We start from the raw sequence: 17,075 nt of genomic DNA, 5'->3' as shown, positions 1-17,075 counted from the left end.
TACGGAAGAATCCGCCTATTGAGGCGGATTCTATTTTTTTGTCTGTACAAATTACAGCATAGTGACTACAATAAAGGGGATACCGAAAATTTCCTGAACATGACGATATACGATACGCAGCTCGATTTGACAGGAAGGGAGGATAAACAATCTAATTTGTAAGCGCTTTCTAATATAAAGGAGGTTAAACAAAATTGAAAAAGAAAAAAACATGGAAACGTTTCTTACATTTTTCGAGTGCAGCTCTGGCTGCAGGTTTGATATTCACTTCTGCTGCTCCCGCAGAGGCAGCGTTTTGGGGTGCATCCAATGAGCTGCTTCATGACCCGACTATGATTAAAGAGGGGAGCTCATGGTATGCGCTCGGAACAGGGCTTACTGAAGAACGGGGACTGCGGGTTTTGAAGTCTTCAGACGCTAAAAATTGGACCGTACAAAAATCCATTTTCAGTACACCGCTATCGTGGTGGTCCAATTATGTGCCGAATTATGGTCAAAACCAGTGGGCGCCGGACATCCAATACTATAACGGCAAGTATTGGCTGTATTATTCCGTTTCTTCTTTTGGAAGCAATACATCTGCCATTGGCCTGGCATCTTCAACAAGCATCAGTTCGGGGAGCTGGAAGGACGAGGGCTTGGTGATTCGTTCGACAAGTTCAAATAATTATAACGCCATTGATCCGGAGCTGACATTCGACAAGGATGGCAACCCGTGGCTTGCATTCGGCTCGTTTTGGAGCGGCATTAAGCTGACTAAGCTCGATAAGAGTACGATGAAGCCTACAGGCTCGCTCTATTCGATTGCTGCCAGACCGAATAATGGCGGGGCGCTTGAGGCTCCTACTCTTACGTATCAAAATGGCTATTACTACTTAATGGTCTCATTTGATAAATGCTGTGACGGGGTAAACAGTACGTACAAAATTGCTTACGGAAGATCCAAAAACATTACAGGCCCTTATCTTGATAAAAGCGGAAAAAGCATGCTTGAAGGCGGAGGCACCATTTTGGATTCGGGCAATGACCAATGGAAAGGACCTGGAGGCCAGGATATTGTGAACGGAAACATTCTTGTTCGCCATGCCTATGATGCCAATGACAACGGCATTCCAAAGCTTCTTATCAATGATTTGAATTGGAGCTCGGGCTGGCCGTCCTATTGAATCAAAAAGCCGGGCTCTGCCCCCGGCTTTTTTTAAAAGAAAAGATTGACAGTATAATAGTCAATTACTATAATAAAATTGTTCGTACAAATATTTATTTATAGGTTTATTTTCTATCATTAGTACGTATCTTTTGTATTTGAAAGCGTTTTATTTTATGAGAAAGGGGCAGTTTACATGCTTCAGACAAAGGATTATGAATTCTGGTTTGTGACAGGAAGCCAGCACCTATACGGGGAAGAGACGCTGGAACTCGTAGATCAGCATGCTAAAAGCATTTGTGAGGGGCTCAGCGGGATTTCTTCCAGATATAAAATCACTCATAAGCCCGTCGTCACTTCACCGGAAACCATTAGAGAGCTGTTAAGAGAAGCGGAGTACAGTGAGACATGTGCTGGCATCATTACATGGATGCACACATTTTCCCCTGCAAAAATGTGGATAGAAGGCCTTTCCTCTTATCAAAAACCGCTTATGCATTTGCATACCCAATATAATCGCGATATCCCGTGGGGTACGATTGACATGGATTTTATGAACAGCAACCAATCCGCGCATGGCGATCGAGAGTACGGTTACATCAACTCGAGAATGGGGCTTAGCCGAAAAGTCATTGCCGGCTATTGGGATGATGAAGAAGTGAAAAAAGAAATGTCCCAGTGGATGGATACGGCGGCTGCATTAAATGAAAGCAGACATATTAAGGTTGCCAGATTTGGAGATAACATGCGTCATGTCGCGGTAACGGACGGAGACAAGGTGGGAGCGCATATTCAATTTGGCTGGCAGGTTGACGGATATGGCATCGGGGATCTCGTTGAAGTGATGGATCGCATTACGGACGACGAGGTTGACACGCTTTATGCCGAGTATGACAGACTATATGTGATCAGTGAGGAAACAAAACGTGACGAAGCAAAGGTAGCGTCCATTAAAGAACAGGCGAAAATTGAACTTGGATTAACCGCTTTTCTTGAGCAAGGCGGATACACAGCGTTTACGACATCGTTTGAAGTGCTGCACGGAATGAAACAGCTGCCGGGACTTGCCGTTCAGCGCCTGATGGAGAAAGGCTATGGGTTTGCCGGTGAAGGAGATTGGAAGACAGCGGCCCTTGTACGGATGATGAAAATCATGGCTAAAGGAAAAAGAACTTCCTTCATGGAAGATTACACGTACCATTTTGAACCGGGAAATGAAATGATTCTGGGCTCTCACATGCTTGAAGTGTGTCCGACTGTCGCTTTGGATCAGCCGAAAATCGAGGTTCATTCGCTTTCGATTGGCGGCAAAGAGGACCCTGCGCGTTTGGTATTTAACGGCATCAGCGGTTCTGCCATTCAAGCTAGCATTGTTGATATTGGCGGGCGTTTCCGCCTTGTGCTGAATGAAGTCAACGGCCAGGAAATTGAAAAAGACATGCCGAATTTACCGGTTGCCCGTGTTCTCTGGAAGCCGGAGCCGTCATTGAAAACAGCAGCGGAGGCATGGATTTTAGCCGGCGGTGCACACCATACCTGCCTGTCTTATGAACTGACAGCGGAGCAAATGCTTGATTGGGCGGAAATGGCGGGAATCGAAAGTGTTCTCATTTCCCGTGATACGACAATTCATAAACTGAAACACGAGTTAAAATGGAACGAGGCGCTTTACCGGCTTCAAAAGTAGAGGGGGATGTCACATGGCTTACACAATAGGGGTTGATTTTGGAACTTTATCAGGAAGAGCAGTGCTCGTTCATGTCCAAACAGGGGAGGAACTTGCGGCTGCTGTAAAAGAATACAGGCATGCTGTCATTGATACCGTCCTTCCAAAAACGGGTCAAAAGCTGCCGCGTGACTGGGCGCTGCAGCACCCTGCTGATTACCTCGAAGTCTTGGAAACAACCATTCCGTCTTTACTCGAACAGACGGGCGTTGACCCGAAAGACATTATCGGGATTGGAATTGATTTCACGGCATGTACGATCCTTCCTATTGACAGCAGCGGGCAGCCGTTATGCATGCTGCCTGAATATGAAGAGGAGCCGCACAGCTATGTGAAGCTCTGGAAGCATCATGCGGCCCAAAAACATGCTGATCGGCTCAATCAAATCGCGGAAGAAGAAGGAGAGGCTTTTTTACAGCGGTACGGAGGAAAAATTTCATCAGAATGGATGATTCCAAAGGTCATGCAAATTGCCGAGGAAGCGCCTCACATTTATGAAGCGGCTGACCGGATCATCGAGGCTGCGGACTGGATCGTGTACCAGCTGTGCGGCTCGCTCAAGCGAAGCAATTGTACCGCAGGGTATAAAGCGATGTGGAGTGAAAAAGCGGGGTATCCGTCAGATGATTTCTTTGAGAAATTAAATCCTTCAATGAAAACGATTACAAAGGACAAATTGTCAGGTTCTATTCATTCAGTAGGAGAAAAAGCCGGCAGTCTGACTGAAAAAATGGCAAAGCTGACAGGGCTTCTCCCGGGAACGGCTGTTGCGGTTGCCAATGTGGACGCTCATGTTTCGGTACCGGCGGTCGGCATTACAGAGCCAGGGAAAATGCTGATGATTATGGGAACCTCGACGTGCCATGTTCTACTTGGTGAAGAGGTGCATATCGTTCCAGGAATGTGCGGCGTTGTGGACAACGGAATTCTCCCGGGCTATGCGGGATATGAAGCCGGGCAGTCCTGTGTCGGCGATCATTTTGACTGGTTTGTGAAAACATGTGTCCCGCCAGCTTATCAAGAGGAAGCAAAGGAAAAAAACATTGGCGTTCATGAGCTGCTGAGTGAGAAAGCAAACCATCAAGCGCCTGGTGAAAGCGGCTTGCTTGCTTTAGATTGGTGGAATGGAAACCGTTCAACTCTTGTTGATGCAGATTTAACAGGGATGCTGCTTGGCATGACACTGCTGACGAAGCCTGAAGAGATTTATAGAGCGTTAGTTGAAGCGACAGCTTACGGAACCCGGATGATTATCGAAACATTCAAAGAAAGCGGTGTTCCGATTGAGGAACTGTTCGCAGCCGGCGGAATAGCTGAGAAAAACCCGTTTGTCATGCAGATTTATGCGGATGTGACAAACATGGACATTAAAATCTCTGGTTCACCGCAAGCCCCAGCCTTAGGATCTGCCATTTTCGGCGCGCTTGCAGCAGGCAAAGAAAAAGGCGGCTACGATGATATCAAAAAGGCAGCGGCGAACATGGGAAAACTGAAAGATATAACTTATACGCCAAATGCCGAAAACGCCGCGGTTTATGAAAAATTGTACGCTGAATATAAAGAGCTGGTTCATTATTTCGGAAAAGAAAACCATGTCATGAAGCGTCTGAAAACGATCAAAAATCTTCAATTTTCATCTGCCGCCAAAAAGAATTGATAAAGGGTGATGGAGCATGCTTGAAACATTAAAAAAAGAAGTGCTGGCTGCCAACCTGAAGCTTCAAGAGCATCAGCTGGTAACCTTTACGTGGGGAAATGTCAGCGGCATTGACCGTGAAAAAGAAAGAATTGTCATCAAACCTAGCGGAGTCGAATACAGCGACCTGACAGCCGATGACTTGGTTGTTTTGAACCTTGATGGAGAGGTCGTCGAAGGCTCGCTTAAACCTTCTTCAGATACACCTACCCATGTTTATCTATATAAAGCCTTTCCGAATATCGGGGGAATTGTCCATACCCATTCTCAATGGGCGACAAGCTGGGCGCAATCGGGCAGAGACATCCCTCCGTTAGGCACGACCCATGCTGATTATTTTGACAGTGCGATTCCATGTACTCGAGAAATGTACGATGAAGAAATCATTCATGACTACGAACTGAATACAGGAAAAGTCATAGCGGAAACCTTTCAGCATCATAATTACGAACAGGTGCCGGGTGTGCTCGTGAATAATCACGGACCGTTCTGCTGGGGCACTGACGCCTTAAATGCCATTCATAACGCAGTTGTATTAGAAACGGTTGCCGAAATGGCCTATCACTCCATTATGCTGAACAAGGATGTAACCCCAATCAATACAGTCCTGCATGAAAAGCATTTTTATCGAAAACACGGAGCAAATGCGTATTATGGCCAGTCATGATACGCCTGTGTCACCGGCTGGCATTCTGATTGACTTGGACGGTACTGTATTCAGAGGAAATGAGTTGATCGAAGGAGCAAGAGAAGCGATCAAAACGCTTAGGAGAATGGGAAAGAAAATCGTCTTTTTAAGCAACCGGGGGAATATCTCCCGTGCCATGTGCAGAAAAAAACTTCTTGGCGCGGGGATTGAAACGGACGTAAACGACATTGTTCTGTCATCAAGCGTGACAGCGGCTTTTCTGAAAAAACATTATCGTTTTTCAAAGGTATGGGTGCTTGGGGAGCAAGGCTTGGTTGACGAGCTGAGGCTGGCCGGTGTGCAGAACGCGAGCGAACCGAAGGAAGCGGATTGGCTCGTGATCTCCCTTCATGAAACGCTCACGTACGACGATTTAAATCAAGCCTTTCAAGCGGCTGCCGGCGGCGCTCGTATTATCGCTACAAACAAAGACCGCTCTTTTCCGAACGAAGACGGAAATGCCATTGATGTGGCTGGAATGATTGGGGCGATAGAGGCTTCCGCACAAGCGAAGACTGAACTTGTTGTCGGAAAACCGTCATGGCTGATGGCGGAGGCTGCCTGTACAGCAATGGGGCTGTCCGCACATGAATGCATGATTATAGGAGACAGCATTGAATCTGACATTGCGATGGGGAAGCTTTATGGCATGAAAAGCGCCTTAGTGCTAACTGGTTCTGCGAAACAGGGTGAACAGCGTTTGTACACGCCGGATTATGTGCTGGATTCTATTAAGGATGTAACCAAATTGGCTGAGGAGGGGATTCTGATATGAATCGTATCGCAGCTGACGTTCAGCGTGCTTTTGAAAACGCCGGAGAAAAGACGTTACCTATAAAAGTTGAAGAAATTGTTCTCGGTAAACAAGCAGTTGATTCGCTTTTGGATTATGTAAAACGAAAAAACAATAAACATATTGTCCTTGTCTGCGACGCGAATACACACCGCATTGCAGGAATTGATCTGGAAAATCAGCTGAATCAAGCAGGATTTCAGGCCGAGTGCCTGATCATTCCAGAAAATGAAGCTGGAGATGTGACAGCTGATGAACGATCGCTCATTCATGTGCTGATCCATACGAAACAAACAACGGATGTCATGATCGCAGTCGGTTCGGGCACGATTCATGATATCGTCCGCTTTGCAGCGTTTCAAAGAGATTTGCCGTTTATTTCTTATCCGACTGCTCCATCTGTAGACGGTTTTACATCAGCAGGGGCGCCGATTATTTTATACGGTACGAAAACAACCATTCAAACGAAGGCCCCGTCTGCACTGTTCGCTGATCTGGATCTATTAAAAGCGGCACCGCAGTCAATGGTGGCGGCTGGATTTGGTGACATGCTCGGTAAAATAACGTCTTTAGCAGATTGGGAAATATCCCGGAATCTTGCCGGTGAGCCTTATTCGCCTGCAGGAGCTAAGATTGTTCAGGAGGCGCTTGCTGCCTGCATTGAACACACAGAAGACATTGCGATGAAAACGGAAACAGGCATACGGGTTTTGATGGAGTCTTTACTTGTATCGGGGCTTGTCATGCTGGCATTAGATCATTCCCGCCCGGCATCAGGCGGAGAGCATCATATTTCACATTGGATTGAGATGGAATTAATGGAGAAAAAACGGCCACAGATTCTTCATGGGGCAAAGGTGGGCTGTGCTGCTGTTTTATTAACTGACACATACAGAAAGCTCGCTAAGGATGACGGGCTGAACGAATTTTCACCGAGCCGGCGGCAAGCCATCCAATCAGCTTATCAAACTCTCCCGGAAGGAGAAGTGCTGGCTGATTGGCTGAGATCAGCCGGAGGCGCTGCGTATTTTGACGAAATCGGTGTCGGGCAGGATTCCGTCAAGAATGCCTTCAGACACGCGCACACCTTAAGAGACCGCTGCACCGGATTAAGAATCATTAATGAAAACAAAACGCTGATCAACCATGGTCTATATGAATAGCCCGCACCTCGAATGGAAGGGGTAACGCAGATGAAAAAAATGACTGTCTGTTTTCTTGTGCTCATGATGTTGCTGACATTACTCATTGCCGGGTGTTCAGCAGAAAAATCATCCGGCAAATCGGGTGAAACTGAGCTGACCTTTTGGACATTTAACGGGCTTCATGAGCAGTTCTATGTGGAAATGGTGAAGGAATGGAACAAAAAATATCCTGACCGCAAAATTAAGCTGAATACGGTCGTTTATCCGTATGGACAAATGCACGATAACTTATCTATCTCCCTAATAGCGGGAGAAGGCGTTCCTGATATTGCAGATGTCGAATTGGCCCGTTTTTCAAACTTTTTGAAGGGCTCTGACATACCGCTTGCCGACTTGACTCCGCTGATTGAAAAGGACCGCGATAAATTCGTTGAGGCGCGGCTGACCCTGTACAGCAAAAACGGCAAGCTTTACGGACTCGATACGCATGTAGGAACAACGGTCATGTTTTATAACATGGATGTGATGAAAAAAGCCGGCGTCAATCCTGACGATATTAAAACATGGGATGATTACCATAAAGCCGGACAGAAAGTGCGCAAAGTGACCGGGAAGCCGATGGGAACGGTGGAAACAAATGATTCCGCAACGTTCTTATCTATGATTTCACAGCAAAACTCAGGCTATTTTGATAAAAACGGCAAGCTGATCCTCAATAATGACACCAACGTAAAAACACTTCAATATTTAAAAGACATGATCAATGATAAAACGATGATTCCTGCGCCGGGCGGCGGGCATCACAGTGAAGAATACTACGGCTTTATGAACCAAGGAGGAGCTGCTTCAGTCCTCATGCCGATTTGGTATATGGGAAGATTTATCGATTATATGCCTGATCTGAAAGGGAAGATTGCCATCAGGCCGCTCCCGGCATGGAAAGAGGGGGGCGACCGCTCGGCAGGCTTGGGCGGTACGGCAACCGTTGTGCCGAAGCAATCCAAGCATGTTGAGTTAGCAAAAGAGTTTTTGGCCTTTGCGAAGGGCTCTGAAGAAGGAAATAAAAAACTCTGGAGCGTACTCGGCTTTGACCCGCTTCGCTGGGATGTCTGGAGCTCCAAGGAATTGAAAGAGAAAAACAAATACACGGATTACTTCCAAAACGGAACAGGCATTTTTTCCGTGCTGCTCGATATCAAGGATGAAATCAATCCGATTTATTTACATGAGGATTTTGCCAAGGCTTCAGACCTTGTCAACAGAAGCGCGTTGTTCGACGCACTTAAATCTCAGCAAAAAACGCCTAAACAAGCCTTGGACAGAGCGGCAGGTGAACTGAAACAGAAATAGAATCCCATTCAAAAAGTGAAAGCGGGGAGGTTCTCATGAAACCTGTGAAAACAGGAACGGTTCATCCCGTTCCTTCAGCTGCGAAACAATCAGGCTGGCGAGATGTATTTTATTCGAAAAAAGCGGCGCCCTATCTGTTTACAGCGCCATTCGTTTTATCCTTTCTCGTATTTTTTCTATACCCCATCATTAGTGTCTTCATCATGAGCTTCCAAAGAATTTTGCCGGGAGAGGTGTCCTTTGTCGGATTGTCTAATTATACAGCGCTAAACAACCCGACGTTCTATACCGCCCTTTGGAATACGCTGGAATACACCTTTTGGACGCTAATCGTGCTGATTCCTGTCCCATTGCTTCTGGCCATATTCCTGAATTCAAAGCTGGTCAAATTTAGAAATATATTTAAATCAGCACTATTCATCCCGGCATTGACCTCCACCATTGTCGCGGGGATCATTTTTCGGCTGATCTTCGGAGAAATGGAAACGTCTCTGGCCAATTCCATCCTACTCAAACTCGGCTTTTCACCTCAGAACTGGATGAACAATGAACATACCGGCATGTTTTTGATGGTGCTGCTTGCTTCATGGAGATGGATGGGAATCAACATCCTTTACTTTTTAGCCGGTTTGCAAAATGTGCCGAAAGAGCTGTACGAAGCCGCTGATATAGACGGCGCGAATACAATGAAAAAATTTCTGCACATCACGCTGCCGTTTCTCAAACCTGTAACCGTATATGTGCTGACCATCAGCATTATCGGCGGCTTCAGGATGTTTGAGGAAAGCTACGTCCTTTGGCAGAATAATTCCCCGGGTAATATTGGTCTGACGCTTGTCGGATATTTGTATCAGCAGGGACTTGCCTACAACGAAATGGGGTACGGAGCAGCCATCGGCATCGTGCTTTTGATTGTGATACTTGTTGTCAGCCTGATTTCATTAAAGCTGTCAGGCTCGTTTAAGGGGGAGGGATAAATGTTGCGGCACAGTCCTCAGTTTAGCGTTTATAGAATTGCGCTAACCCTGTTTTTTATTATGCTGAGCCTATTGTATCTTTTTCCGATTTTCTGTTTGCTTTTAGGATCATTAAAGCCGTCATCTGAGCTTTTGCGTGTGGGGCTGAATCTTGAAATTGATCCAAAAGTGATGAGTTTTGATAACTACACATTTCTGTTTAATGGCGGCAGCATTTATTTCAAATGGTTTTTTAACAGTCTTGTACTCGGACTTTTTACGACCGTGCTCACTCTGTTTTTTTCTTCGATGATCGGGTACGGGCTTGCGGTTTATGATTTTAAGGGCAGAAATATCATCTTTGTTCTTGTGCTGATTATCATGATGGTTCCGCTGGAAGTGATGATGCTTCCTTTGTTTAAGCTTACTGTCGGACTGCACTTGATCGATTCATATACAGGTGTCATATTGCCGTTTATCGTTTCACCTGTTGCCGTTTTCTTTTTCAGGCAATATGCTCTTGGCCTTCCAAGAGATCTGCTGGACTCTGCAAGGATGGACGGCTGTACGGAATTCGGCATCTTTTTCAGGATTATGGCACCGCTGATGAAACCGGCTTTCGGCGCGATGATTATCCTTCAGTCCTTAAACAGCTGGAACAACTTCTTATGGCCGCTGATTGTGCTTCGGTCGAAAGAAATGTTTACGCTTCCAATAGGGCTGTCCAGCTTGCTGAGCCCTTATGGCAACAACTATGACATGCTTATATCCGGCTCAGTATTTGCGATTTTGCCGGTGATTATCATTTTCTTGTTTTTCCAAAAGTACTTTATCTCCGGCCTGACGGTAGGGGGAGTCAAAGGTTAATGAAGGAGGAAACGTGTGATGAAAAAAGCGCGAATGATTGTAGACAAAGAATATAAAATCGGTGAAGTAGATAAACGGATTTATGGCTCGTTTATCGAACATATGGGTCGTGCGGTATATGAAGGCATATACGAGCCTGATCACCCTGAAGCGGATGAAGATGGATTTAGAAAAGATGTCCAGTCGCTGATCAAAGAATTACAGGTTCCCATCATCCGCTATCCGGGCGGAAACTTTTTATCCGGATACAACTGGGAGGACGGTGTCGGACCAGTCGAAAACCGCCCGAGACGGCTTGACTTGGCATGGCAAACGACAGAAACCAATGAAGTGGGAACAAATGAATTTTTATCTTGGGCAAAAAAGGTGAACACTGAGGTCAATATGGCCGTCAACCTTGGCACAAGAGGCATAGATGCCGCCCGTAATCTCGTTGAATATTGCAACCATCCGAAAGGCTCTTACTGGAGTGATTTAAGAAGATCGCATGGCTATGAACAGCCGTATGGCATCAAAACATGGTGCTTAGGAAACGAAATGGATGGACCGTGGCAGATCGGCCACAAAACAGCTGATGAATACGGACGGCTTGCCGCAGAGACAGCAAAGGTCATGAAGTGGGTTGACCCATCAATTGAACTCGTTGCCTGCGGCAGCTCAAACAGCGGTATGCCGACCTTTATCGATTGGGAAGCGAAGGTGCTTGAGCATACGTATGAGCATGTCGACTATATCTCTCTTCACACTTACTACGGAAACCGGGATAACAATCTGCCAAACTACTTGGCACGTTCTATGGATTTGGATCATTTTATCAAATCAGTCGCTGCGACCTGTGACTATGTAAAAGCAAAAACACGCAGCAAGAAAACTATCAATCTCTCTCTGGATGAATGGAACGTATGGTACCACTCAAATGATGCTGATAAAAAAGTCGAGCCGTGGATCACTGCGCGTCCGATTTTAGAGGATATTTACAATTTTGAAGATGCCTTATTAGTCGGCTCTCTGCTCATTACGATGCTGCAGCACGCAGACCGTGTGAAAATTGCGTGTCTTGCACAGCTTGTCAATGTCATCGCGCCGATCATGACGGAAAAAGGCGGAGAAGCATGGAGACAGCCGATTTTCTATCCATACATGCATGCTTCTGTTTACGGAAGGGGCGAGTCACTGAAACCGCTTATTTCTTCTCCTAAGTACGATTGTTCTGATTTCACTGATGTGCCATATGTTGATGCTGCTGTTGTGTACTCTGAAGAAGAAGAAACACTCACTATTTTTGCGGTAAACAAGGCTGAGGATCAGATGGAGACGGAGATTTCGCTCAGAGGCTTTGAATCCTACCAAATCGCAGAGCACATCGTACTTGAGCATCAGGATATCAAAGCAACAAACCAGCATAACAGAAAAAATGTCGTTCCGCATTCCAACGGATCATCGTCTGTCAGCGAAAACGGCTTAACTGCTCATTTCACGCCGCTTTCCTGGAATGTGATCCGCCTGAAAAAACAGTCATAAGAATAGCAAAGCCGGAGAGAAATCTCCGGCTTGTCTTTCAACTGCCACGAGCCGGCCCGTTCAAGCCGGCTTTTTGTATAGGAAAAAATGACCGCTTTTCACCATGAAATTGTGATATATTTATGAAAAACAGCAAAGGGGATGGGAGAAAATGAATGCGGTTACAATTGTGATAGCATCAATGTGTATTTTGGCTATTGCCTATCGTTTATACGGAACATTTATGATGGTGAAGGTTCTCAAAGTGAATGATGACAAGCCAACACCTGCTCATGCGCTTGAGGATGGGAAAGACTATGTGCCTACAAATAAATGGGTTTCGTTCGGCCACCATTTTGCCGCGATCGCAGCGGCCGGACCGCTGGTCGGACCAATTCTGGCGGCGCAGTTTGGCTATTTGCCGGGATTATTGTGGCTGTTAATCGGGGCGGTAATTGGGGGAGCCGTCCATGATATTGTGGTGTTGTTTGCATCGATGCGCAAAAACGGAAAATCGCTGTCGGAAGTGGCAAAGGATGAGCTTGGCCCTGTTGCAGGATTTTGTACAGGACTGTCCATGCTGTTTATCATCACGATCACAATGGCGGGCCTGTCGATGGTTGTCTTGCATGCGCTTGAACGTAATCCATGGGGAACATTTGCGGTAGGGATTACGATTCCGATTGCGATGGGTGTGGGCTTATTTTATAAGAAAACGGGAAATTTAAAGCTCGCTTCAACGGTCGGCTTTCTCTTTTTAATGGCAGGAGTCTTTATTGGTCCATGGGTACAGACTACCGCGCTCGGTGACTTTTTAACGCTAGATACGAAAACGCTTGCAATCGCGCTTCCTGTTTACGCGTTTTTTGCGGCTGCGCTTCCCGTTTGGCTGCTTCTTGCTCCGCGTGATTATTTAAGCAGCTTTATGAAAATCGGTGTTTTTATCGCTTTGATTGTTGGTGTGTTTGTCGTCAATCCGTCCATTCCGTTCCCTGCGTTTACAGAATTCGTAAAAGGCGGCGGGCCGGTGCTGGCAGGGCCTGTCTGGCCGTTCATCTCAATAACCATCGCCTGCGGGGCGATCTCTGGGTTCCATGCCTTTGTCGGTTCAGGAACGACACCGAAAATGCTGAATAAATGGAGTGATATGAAGCCGGTTGCGTTTGGCGCAATGCTTGTTGAGTGTCTTGTCGGCATCATGGCGCTGATTGCAGCGACCGCTTTACAGCCTGCTGATTACTTTGCGATTAACAGCACGCCTGAGGTTTTCCGTACGCTTGGCATGAATGTCGTACATTTGCCTGAATTGAGCAGGGAAATCGGTTTGGACTTAGAAGGAAGAACAGGGGGAGCCGTAACGCTTGCGGTGGGGATGACTTATATTTTTACCGGAATGCCGTTTTTCAGCCATTTGGCCTCATACTTTTTCCAATTTGTCATTATGTTTGAAGCGGTCTTTATTTTAACAGCGATTGACGCCGGCACACGTGTCGCCCGTTATTTGATCCAGGACTTCTTCGGGGAGGTGTATAAGCCGCTGAAGAAAACAGACTGGATTCCGGGCTCTGTATTTGCCAGCGCGCTTGCCTGTTTGATGTGGGGGTACTTGCTGTATTCAGGAGATATCGGTTCCATTTGGGCGCTGTTCGGCGTTTCTAATCAGCTGATGGCTTCAGTGGGGCTGATTATCGGAGCGACGATCGTGCTGAAAATCGCCGATAAACGCCGGTACATTCTGACCTGTCTTATCCCGCTTGCCTATTTATATGTCACTGTCAATTATGCGGGCTATTGGATGGTGCGCAATGTGTATCTCAATCCTGAAGCAGCAGGATATAGTGTATTGAATGGCGTATTATCTATCATCATGCTGGTGTTAGGCTTCATCATTATCGTGGCGGCTGTGAAAAAATGGGCGCAGATGTGGAAAGATCCGAGCTTAAGGATGGAAGCATCTATACCGGGCTAGAAGGACTATTGAAAATGCTGAGAGGGGTTGGCAATGAATCTATCAATGAAATATCTTATTCTATACGTATCGGACAGCAAGCGGGCTATTCATTTTTACCGGGATATTTTAGGACTGCCGATTCGTGCTGAACACGGCACGTATGTCGAATTTGATACAGGGTCGACGATATTGGTGCTTAATACCCGGGAAAGCGCCAGAGACATCACGGCGCTGGACATTCCGGATACATCTGCTTCAAACACATTTGAAATCGGGTTTGTTACTGAAAATGTAGAAGCGGTCATCAAAAGGATGAGAGAACAAGGCGTATCGATTATCGGGGAGCCGAAAGTGAAACCATGGGGGCAGACGGTCGCCTATATCGCTGATCCGGATGGACATTATATCGAAATTTGCAGTCCGATGGAATAACGCACAAAAGCCCAAAACAATGTCTGTTTTGGGCTTTCTCATGATGTTTTGTGCCCGGCTGCTTCCAATAGCAAATCAGCCAGGTGAACGGCTCTGACTTTACCGCTTAGTCCTTCGCGTTCAATGCCGAGCTTCATCTGCAGCAGGCAGCCGGGATTTGCTGTTACAATGAGGATCGCTTCGGTTGCTTTGACGGCAGTCATTTTGCTGTCCAGTATTTTCATAGACATTTCAGCTTCGACGATGTTGTAAATTCCCGCTGACCCGCAGCAGCTGTCTGCTTTCTCCATTTCTTTGAATTCAGCACCTTTTATGCTTTTAAGAAGCTGGCGGGGCTCGAGTGACGTATGCATCACATTTCTTAGGTGGCATGAATCTTGGTAGGTAACGACCTGAGGCGTCTCGAGCGCTAAGTCCATTTGATGGAAATCGAGTTCAACCAAAACAGAAGAAAAATCCTTCAGCTTTTGAACAAAAGCGGCAGCCCGTTCCGACCACTCAGGGTCATCCTTCAGCAAATGATCATATTCAGTGAGAAAGGCTCCGCATCCTCCTGCGTTTGTAATGACTGCATCCACGTCTAATGCTTCGAAAGCAGCGATATTTTGTTTCGCGAGCTCTTTCCCTGTGTTTTTTTCACCGCTGTGTCCATGAAGCGCCCCGCAGCAAGCCTGTTCAGGCGGAATGACAATGTCGCAGCCTGCCAGCTGTAAAAGCTTCAATGTGGCGTTATTGGTCGGTAAAAACATTGTATCCATTAAGCAGCCCGAAAAAAAGGCGACCCGTTTTTTCATGGGGCCAATGGAAGGCAGGAAACGCGGCCGATGTTTCATGTCTTTGCTTTTTGGAACATCAGGAAGAACAGCTTCCATCGTCCGCAAATGCTCAGGCAGGACCCGAAGCATACCGGTTTTACGCACAGCGGTTTGCAGTCCTGAACGCTGATACAAACCGATAAGGCTTACAGCTGAGCGCATGCGGTTTTGATGCGGAAACAGCTCGTGAAAAGCCGTCTTTCGAATGACACGTGTGCCGAGCGAGTGTTTTTTGTTTTGGTGGATAATATCTCTGGCTTCCTCAAGCAGCTGTCCGTATTTCACGCCTGACGGGCATACAGGTTCACAGGCGCGGCAGCCGAGGCAAAGTGACAGCGACCGTTCGACATCTTCATCCGGTTCAATCATACCGTCGGCTACGGCTTTCATTAAGGCGATGCGCCCGCGCGGAGAGTGTGTTTCCTGAAATCCCGATTCGATATAGGTCGGACAGGAAGGAAGACAGAAGCCGCAGCGCATACAATTTAATAACTCTCCTTCATCCATACGCTCTTTAAATTCATTTTGGATCTGTTTCATTTCTTTTTCTGTTGTCATCTTTCCGCCACCACACGTTTTCTGGCATCTTTCGCAAACATTTTGCCGGGATTTAATATGTTCCGGGGGTCAAATGCCGCTTTCAACGCTTTCATCGCATCAATGCCTTCTTTTTTCAGCTTCATTTCCAAGTAAGGCGCTTTCATTTCCCCGACTCCGTGCTCTCCGGTTATCGTCCCGCCAAGTTCAATCGCTTTCTCAAAAATCTCGGCAAAGGCCTGTTCGACACGTTCCATTTCATCCTTATTTCTTATGTCTGTCGTGCATGTCGGGTGAAGGTTCCCGTCTCCCGCATGACCAAAGGTGCAGATGGAAATATCATATTTAGCAGCAATATCATTAATCGCTTTAACCATATTGGCTATTTCTGAGCGAGGAACGGTCGCATCCTCTAAAATCGTCGTCGGTTTGAGGCGGGCTAGGGCAGAAAGTGCAGAACGCCGGGCTTCAGTCAGGGCAAACGCTTCCTCCTCTGTTTGTGCGGTCTGAACGGAAACGGCGTCGCCTTTTTTGCAGATCGCCTCAATCTTTTCCATATCCCGTTCAACAGTTTCAAATGGCCCATCTTGTTCAATTAACAGAACTGCTTTTGCGCTTGTCGGAAGTCCGATTTTGGCATAATCCTCAATCACCAAAAGTGTAGGCTGGTCGAGAAATTCAAGTGTGGCGGGTATGATTTTTGCGGCAATGATGTCTGATACCGTTTGAGCAGCGGCATCGATATTTTCATATAGGGCAAGCAGCGTCTTTTTTGTTTCAGGCTTTGGAACGAGCTTGACGATTGCCTCTGTTACAATGCCGAGTGTTCCTTCTGAGCCGACAAAAAGACGTGTGAGATCGTATCCGGCCACATCCTTTGCGAGTTTTCCGCCGGTGCGGATGATGTCACCATTTGCGAGCACAACCTCCAGTCCAATAACATAGTCGCGGGTGACGCCGTATTTTAATCCGCGGAGCCCGCCGGAATTTTCATTGATATTGCCGCCGATAGTTGATATTTTCATAGAACTCGGGTCAGGCGGATAAAACAAACCTTTGCTTTCAACCGCGCGGATCATATCCAGCGTAATGACGCCCGGCTGAACTGTGGCAGTTAAATTTTCTTCATCAATTTCAAGAATCCGGTTCATGTGCTTAAAGAGAAGCACAAGTCCGCCTTCAGTCGGGCACGTGCCGCCGCACAGGTTTGTCCCTGATCCTCTTGGAACGATCGGCACTCGATGTTCGCTGCAAATTGTTAAAATGCGTGATATTTCATCAGTATTCCTCGGAGCAATCACGGCATCAGGCATAGACTGATACTGAGGCGTCGCATCATATGAATAGACGAGACGGCCGGCATTCGAGTCATCAAAGTTTTCTGGTCCGGAGACCTGAATCAGCTGCTCCTTTACATCCTTGGTGATCATTTCACCCATCCCCCTGTCAAAAAACGCTTTCAATCTATTGTA

Annotated in this window: 15 protein-coding genes; 13 read left to right on the top strand and 2 right to left on the bottom strand. The window is 46.7% G+C overall.

What is annotated here, in order from left to right:
- The first annotated feature begins 194 nt into the window (after positions 1 to 194).
- From abnA to NST79_RS14870, 13 genes are all read left to right on the top strand, one after another.
- Complete coding sequence (gene abnA / locus NST79_RS14930) at positions 195 to 1,166, top strand: arabinan endo-1,5-alpha-L-arabinosidase AbnA (protein WP_024573508.1); 972 nt, start codon at positions 195 to 197, stop codon at positions 1,164 to 1,166.
- A 177-nt stretch (positions 1,167 to 1,343) separates the two neighbouring features.
- The gene (araA, locus tag NST79_RS14925; RefSeq protein WP_003229499.1) at positions 1,344 to 2,834 is read left to right on the top strand and encodes an L-arabinose isomerase; all 1,491 of its coding nucleotides are present in this window, start codon (positions 1,344 to 1,346) and stop codon (positions 2,832 to 2,834) included.
- 13 nt (positions 2,835 to 2,847) lie between these two features.
- The gene (araB, locus tag NST79_RS14920) at positions 2,848 to 4,530 is read left to right on the top strand and encodes a ribulokinase (protein WP_003229500.1); all 1,683 of its coding nucleotides are present in this window, start codon (positions 2,848 to 2,850) and stop codon (positions 4,528 to 4,530) included.
- 16 nt (positions 4,531 to 4,546) lie between these two features.
- Positions 4,547 to 5,236 carry an L-ribulose-5-phosphate 4-epimerase gene (araD, locus tag NST79_RS14915; protein WP_003229501.1) on the top strand — a complete coding sequence of 230 codons (690 nt, stop codon included), beginning with the start codon at positions 4,547 to 4,549 and terminating at the stop codon, positions 5,234 to 5,236.
- A complete protein-coding gene (gene araL / locus NST79_RS14910; RefSeq protein WP_015251501.1) occupies positions 5,214 to 6,032 on the top strand; it encodes a sugar-phosphatase AraL in 819 nt (272 codons plus the stop codon). Before araD ends, araL begins: the two co-directional genes overlap by 23 nt.
- A complete protein-coding gene (egsA, locus tag NST79_RS14905; RefSeq protein ID WP_029318217.1) occupies positions 6,029 to 7,213 on the top strand; it encodes a sn-glycerol-1-phosphate dehydrogenase in 1,185 nt (394 codons plus the stop codon). Before araL ends, egsA begins: the two co-directional genes overlap by 4 nt.
- Positions 7,214 to 7,243: 30 nt before the next feature.
- Positions 7,244 to 8,545, top strand: coding sequence for an ABC transporter substrate-binding protein (locus NST79_RS14900; RefSeq protein WP_212059309.1), 1,302 nt, complete (start codon positions 7,244 to 7,246; stop codon positions 8,543 to 8,545).
- 35 nt (positions 8,546 to 8,580) lie between these two features.
- Positions 8,581 to 9,522, top strand: a complete 942-nt coding sequence (locus NST79_RS14895; RefSeq protein WP_014480514.1) for a sugar ABC transporter permease — start codon at positions 8,581 to 8,583, stop codon at positions 9,520 to 9,522.
- Complete coding sequence (gene araQ, locus NST79_RS14890; RefSeq protein ID WP_029318216.1) at positions 9,523 to 10,368, top strand: arabinose ABC transporter permease AraQ; 846 nt, start codon at positions 9,523 to 9,525, stop codon at positions 10,366 to 10,368.
- An 18-nt stretch (positions 10,369 to 10,386) separates the two neighbouring features.
- Positions 10,387 to 11,889 (top strand): alpha-L-arabinofuranosidase AbfA, encoded by a 1,503-nt coding sequence (gene abfA, locus NST79_RS14885; protein WP_029318215.1) that lies wholly within the window; start codon positions 10,387 to 10,389, stop codon positions 11,887 to 11,889.
- Between the two features lie 151 nt (positions 11,890 to 12,040).
- Positions 12,041 to 13,837, top strand: coding sequence for a carbon starvation protein CstA (gene cstA, locus NST79_RS14880; RefSeq protein WP_014477607.1), 1,797 nt, complete (start codon positions 12,041 to 12,043; stop codon positions 13,835 to 13,837).
- Positions 13,780 to 13,968 (top strand): hypothetical protein, encoded by a 189-nt coding sequence (locus NST79_RS14875; RefSeq protein WP_080262655.1) that lies wholly within the window; start codon positions 13,780 to 13,782, stop codon positions 13,966 to 13,968. The genes cstA and NST79_RS14875 overlap by 58 nt, the downstream gene beginning before the upstream one ends.
- Positions 13,883 to 14,251 (top strand): VOC family protein, encoded by a 369-nt coding sequence (locus NST79_RS14870; protein ID WP_250629443.1) that lies wholly within the window; start codon positions 13,883 to 13,885, stop codon positions 14,249 to 14,251. Before NST79_RS14875 ends, NST79_RS14870 begins: the two co-directional genes overlap by 86 nt.
- Before the next feature lie 38 nt (positions 14,252 to 14,289).
- On the opposite strand, the gene NST79_RS14865 is transcribed toward NST79_RS14870, so the two are convergent.
- The gene (locus tag NST79_RS14865; protein WP_029318212.1) at positions 14,290 to 15,624 is read right to left on the bottom strand and encodes a (Fe-S)-binding protein; all 1,335 of its coding nucleotides are present in this window, start codon (positions 15,622 to 15,624) and stop codon (positions 14,290 to 14,292) included.
- A complete protein-coding gene (glcD, locus tag NST79_RS14860) occupies positions 15,621 to 17,033 on the bottom strand; it encodes a glycolate oxidase subunit GlcD (protein ID WP_029318211.1) in 1,413 nt (470 codons plus the stop codon). The genes NST79_RS14865 and glcD overlap by 4 nt, the downstream gene beginning before the upstream one ends.
- Between the last annotated feature and the right edge of the window lie 42 nt (positions 17,034 to 17,075).

Source organism: Bacillus sp. PS196, from assembly GCF_037963555.1.
In the GTDB taxonomy this organism is placed as follows: Bacteria; Bacillota; Bacilli; order Bacillales; family Bacillaceae; genus Bacillus; species Bacillus subtilis.
Note: the sequence above shows the minus strand (reverse complement) of the source record. Positions and strands in the feature narration are given on the sequence as shown.

Coding starts and splice junctions, on each gene's coding strand:
- glcD (WP_029318211.1), bottom strand. CDS start 17,033: ATGATCACCAAGGATGTAAAGGAGCAGCTGATTCAGGTCTCCGGACCA.
- abfA (WP_029318215.1), top strand. CDS start 10,387: ATGAAAAAAGCGCGAATGATTGTAGACAAAGAATATAAAATCGGTGAA.
- araB (WP_003229500.1), top strand. CDS start 2,848: ATGGCTTACACAATAGGGGTTGATTTTGGAACTTTATCAGGAAGAGCA.
- NST79_RS14895 (WP_014480514.1), top strand. CDS start 8,581: ATGAAACCTGTGAAAACAGGAACGGTTCATCCCGTTCCTTCAGCTGCG.
- araA (WP_003229499.1), top strand. CDS start 1,344: ATGCTTCAGACAAAGGATTATGAATTCTGGTTTGTGACAGGAAGCCAG.
- araL (WP_015251501.1), top strand. CDS start 5,214: ATGCGTATTATGGCCAGTCATGATACGCCTGTGTCACCGGCTGGCATT.
- araD (WP_003229501.1), top strand. CDS start 4,547: ATGCTTGAAACATTAAAAAAAGAAGTGCTGGCTGCCAACCTGAAGCTT.
- NST79_RS14865 (WP_029318212.1), bottom strand. CDS start 15,624: ATGACAACAGAAAAAGAAATGAAACAGATCCAAAATGAATTTAAAGAG.
- araQ (WP_029318216.1), top strand. CDS start 9,523: ATGTTGCGGCACAGTCCTCAGTTTAGCGTTTATAGAATTGCGCTAACC.
- NST79_RS14870 (WP_250629443.1), top strand. CDS start 13,883: ATGAAATATCTTATTCTATACGTATCGGACAGCAAGCGGGCTATTCAT.
- cstA (WP_014477607.1), top strand. CDS start 12,041: ATGAATGCGGTTACAATTGTGATAGCATCAATGTGTATTTTGGCTATT.
- NST79_RS14875 (WP_080262655.1), top strand. CDS start 13,780: ATGGGCGCAGATGTGGAAAGATCCGAGCTTAAGGATGGAAGCATCTAT.
- egsA (WP_029318217.1), top strand. CDS start 6,029: ATGAATCGTATCGCAGCTGACGTTCAGCGTGCTTTTGAAAACGCCGGA.
- NST79_RS14900 (WP_212059309.1), top strand. CDS start 7,244: ATGAAAAAAATGACTGTCTGTTTTCTTGTGCTCATGATGTTGCTGACA.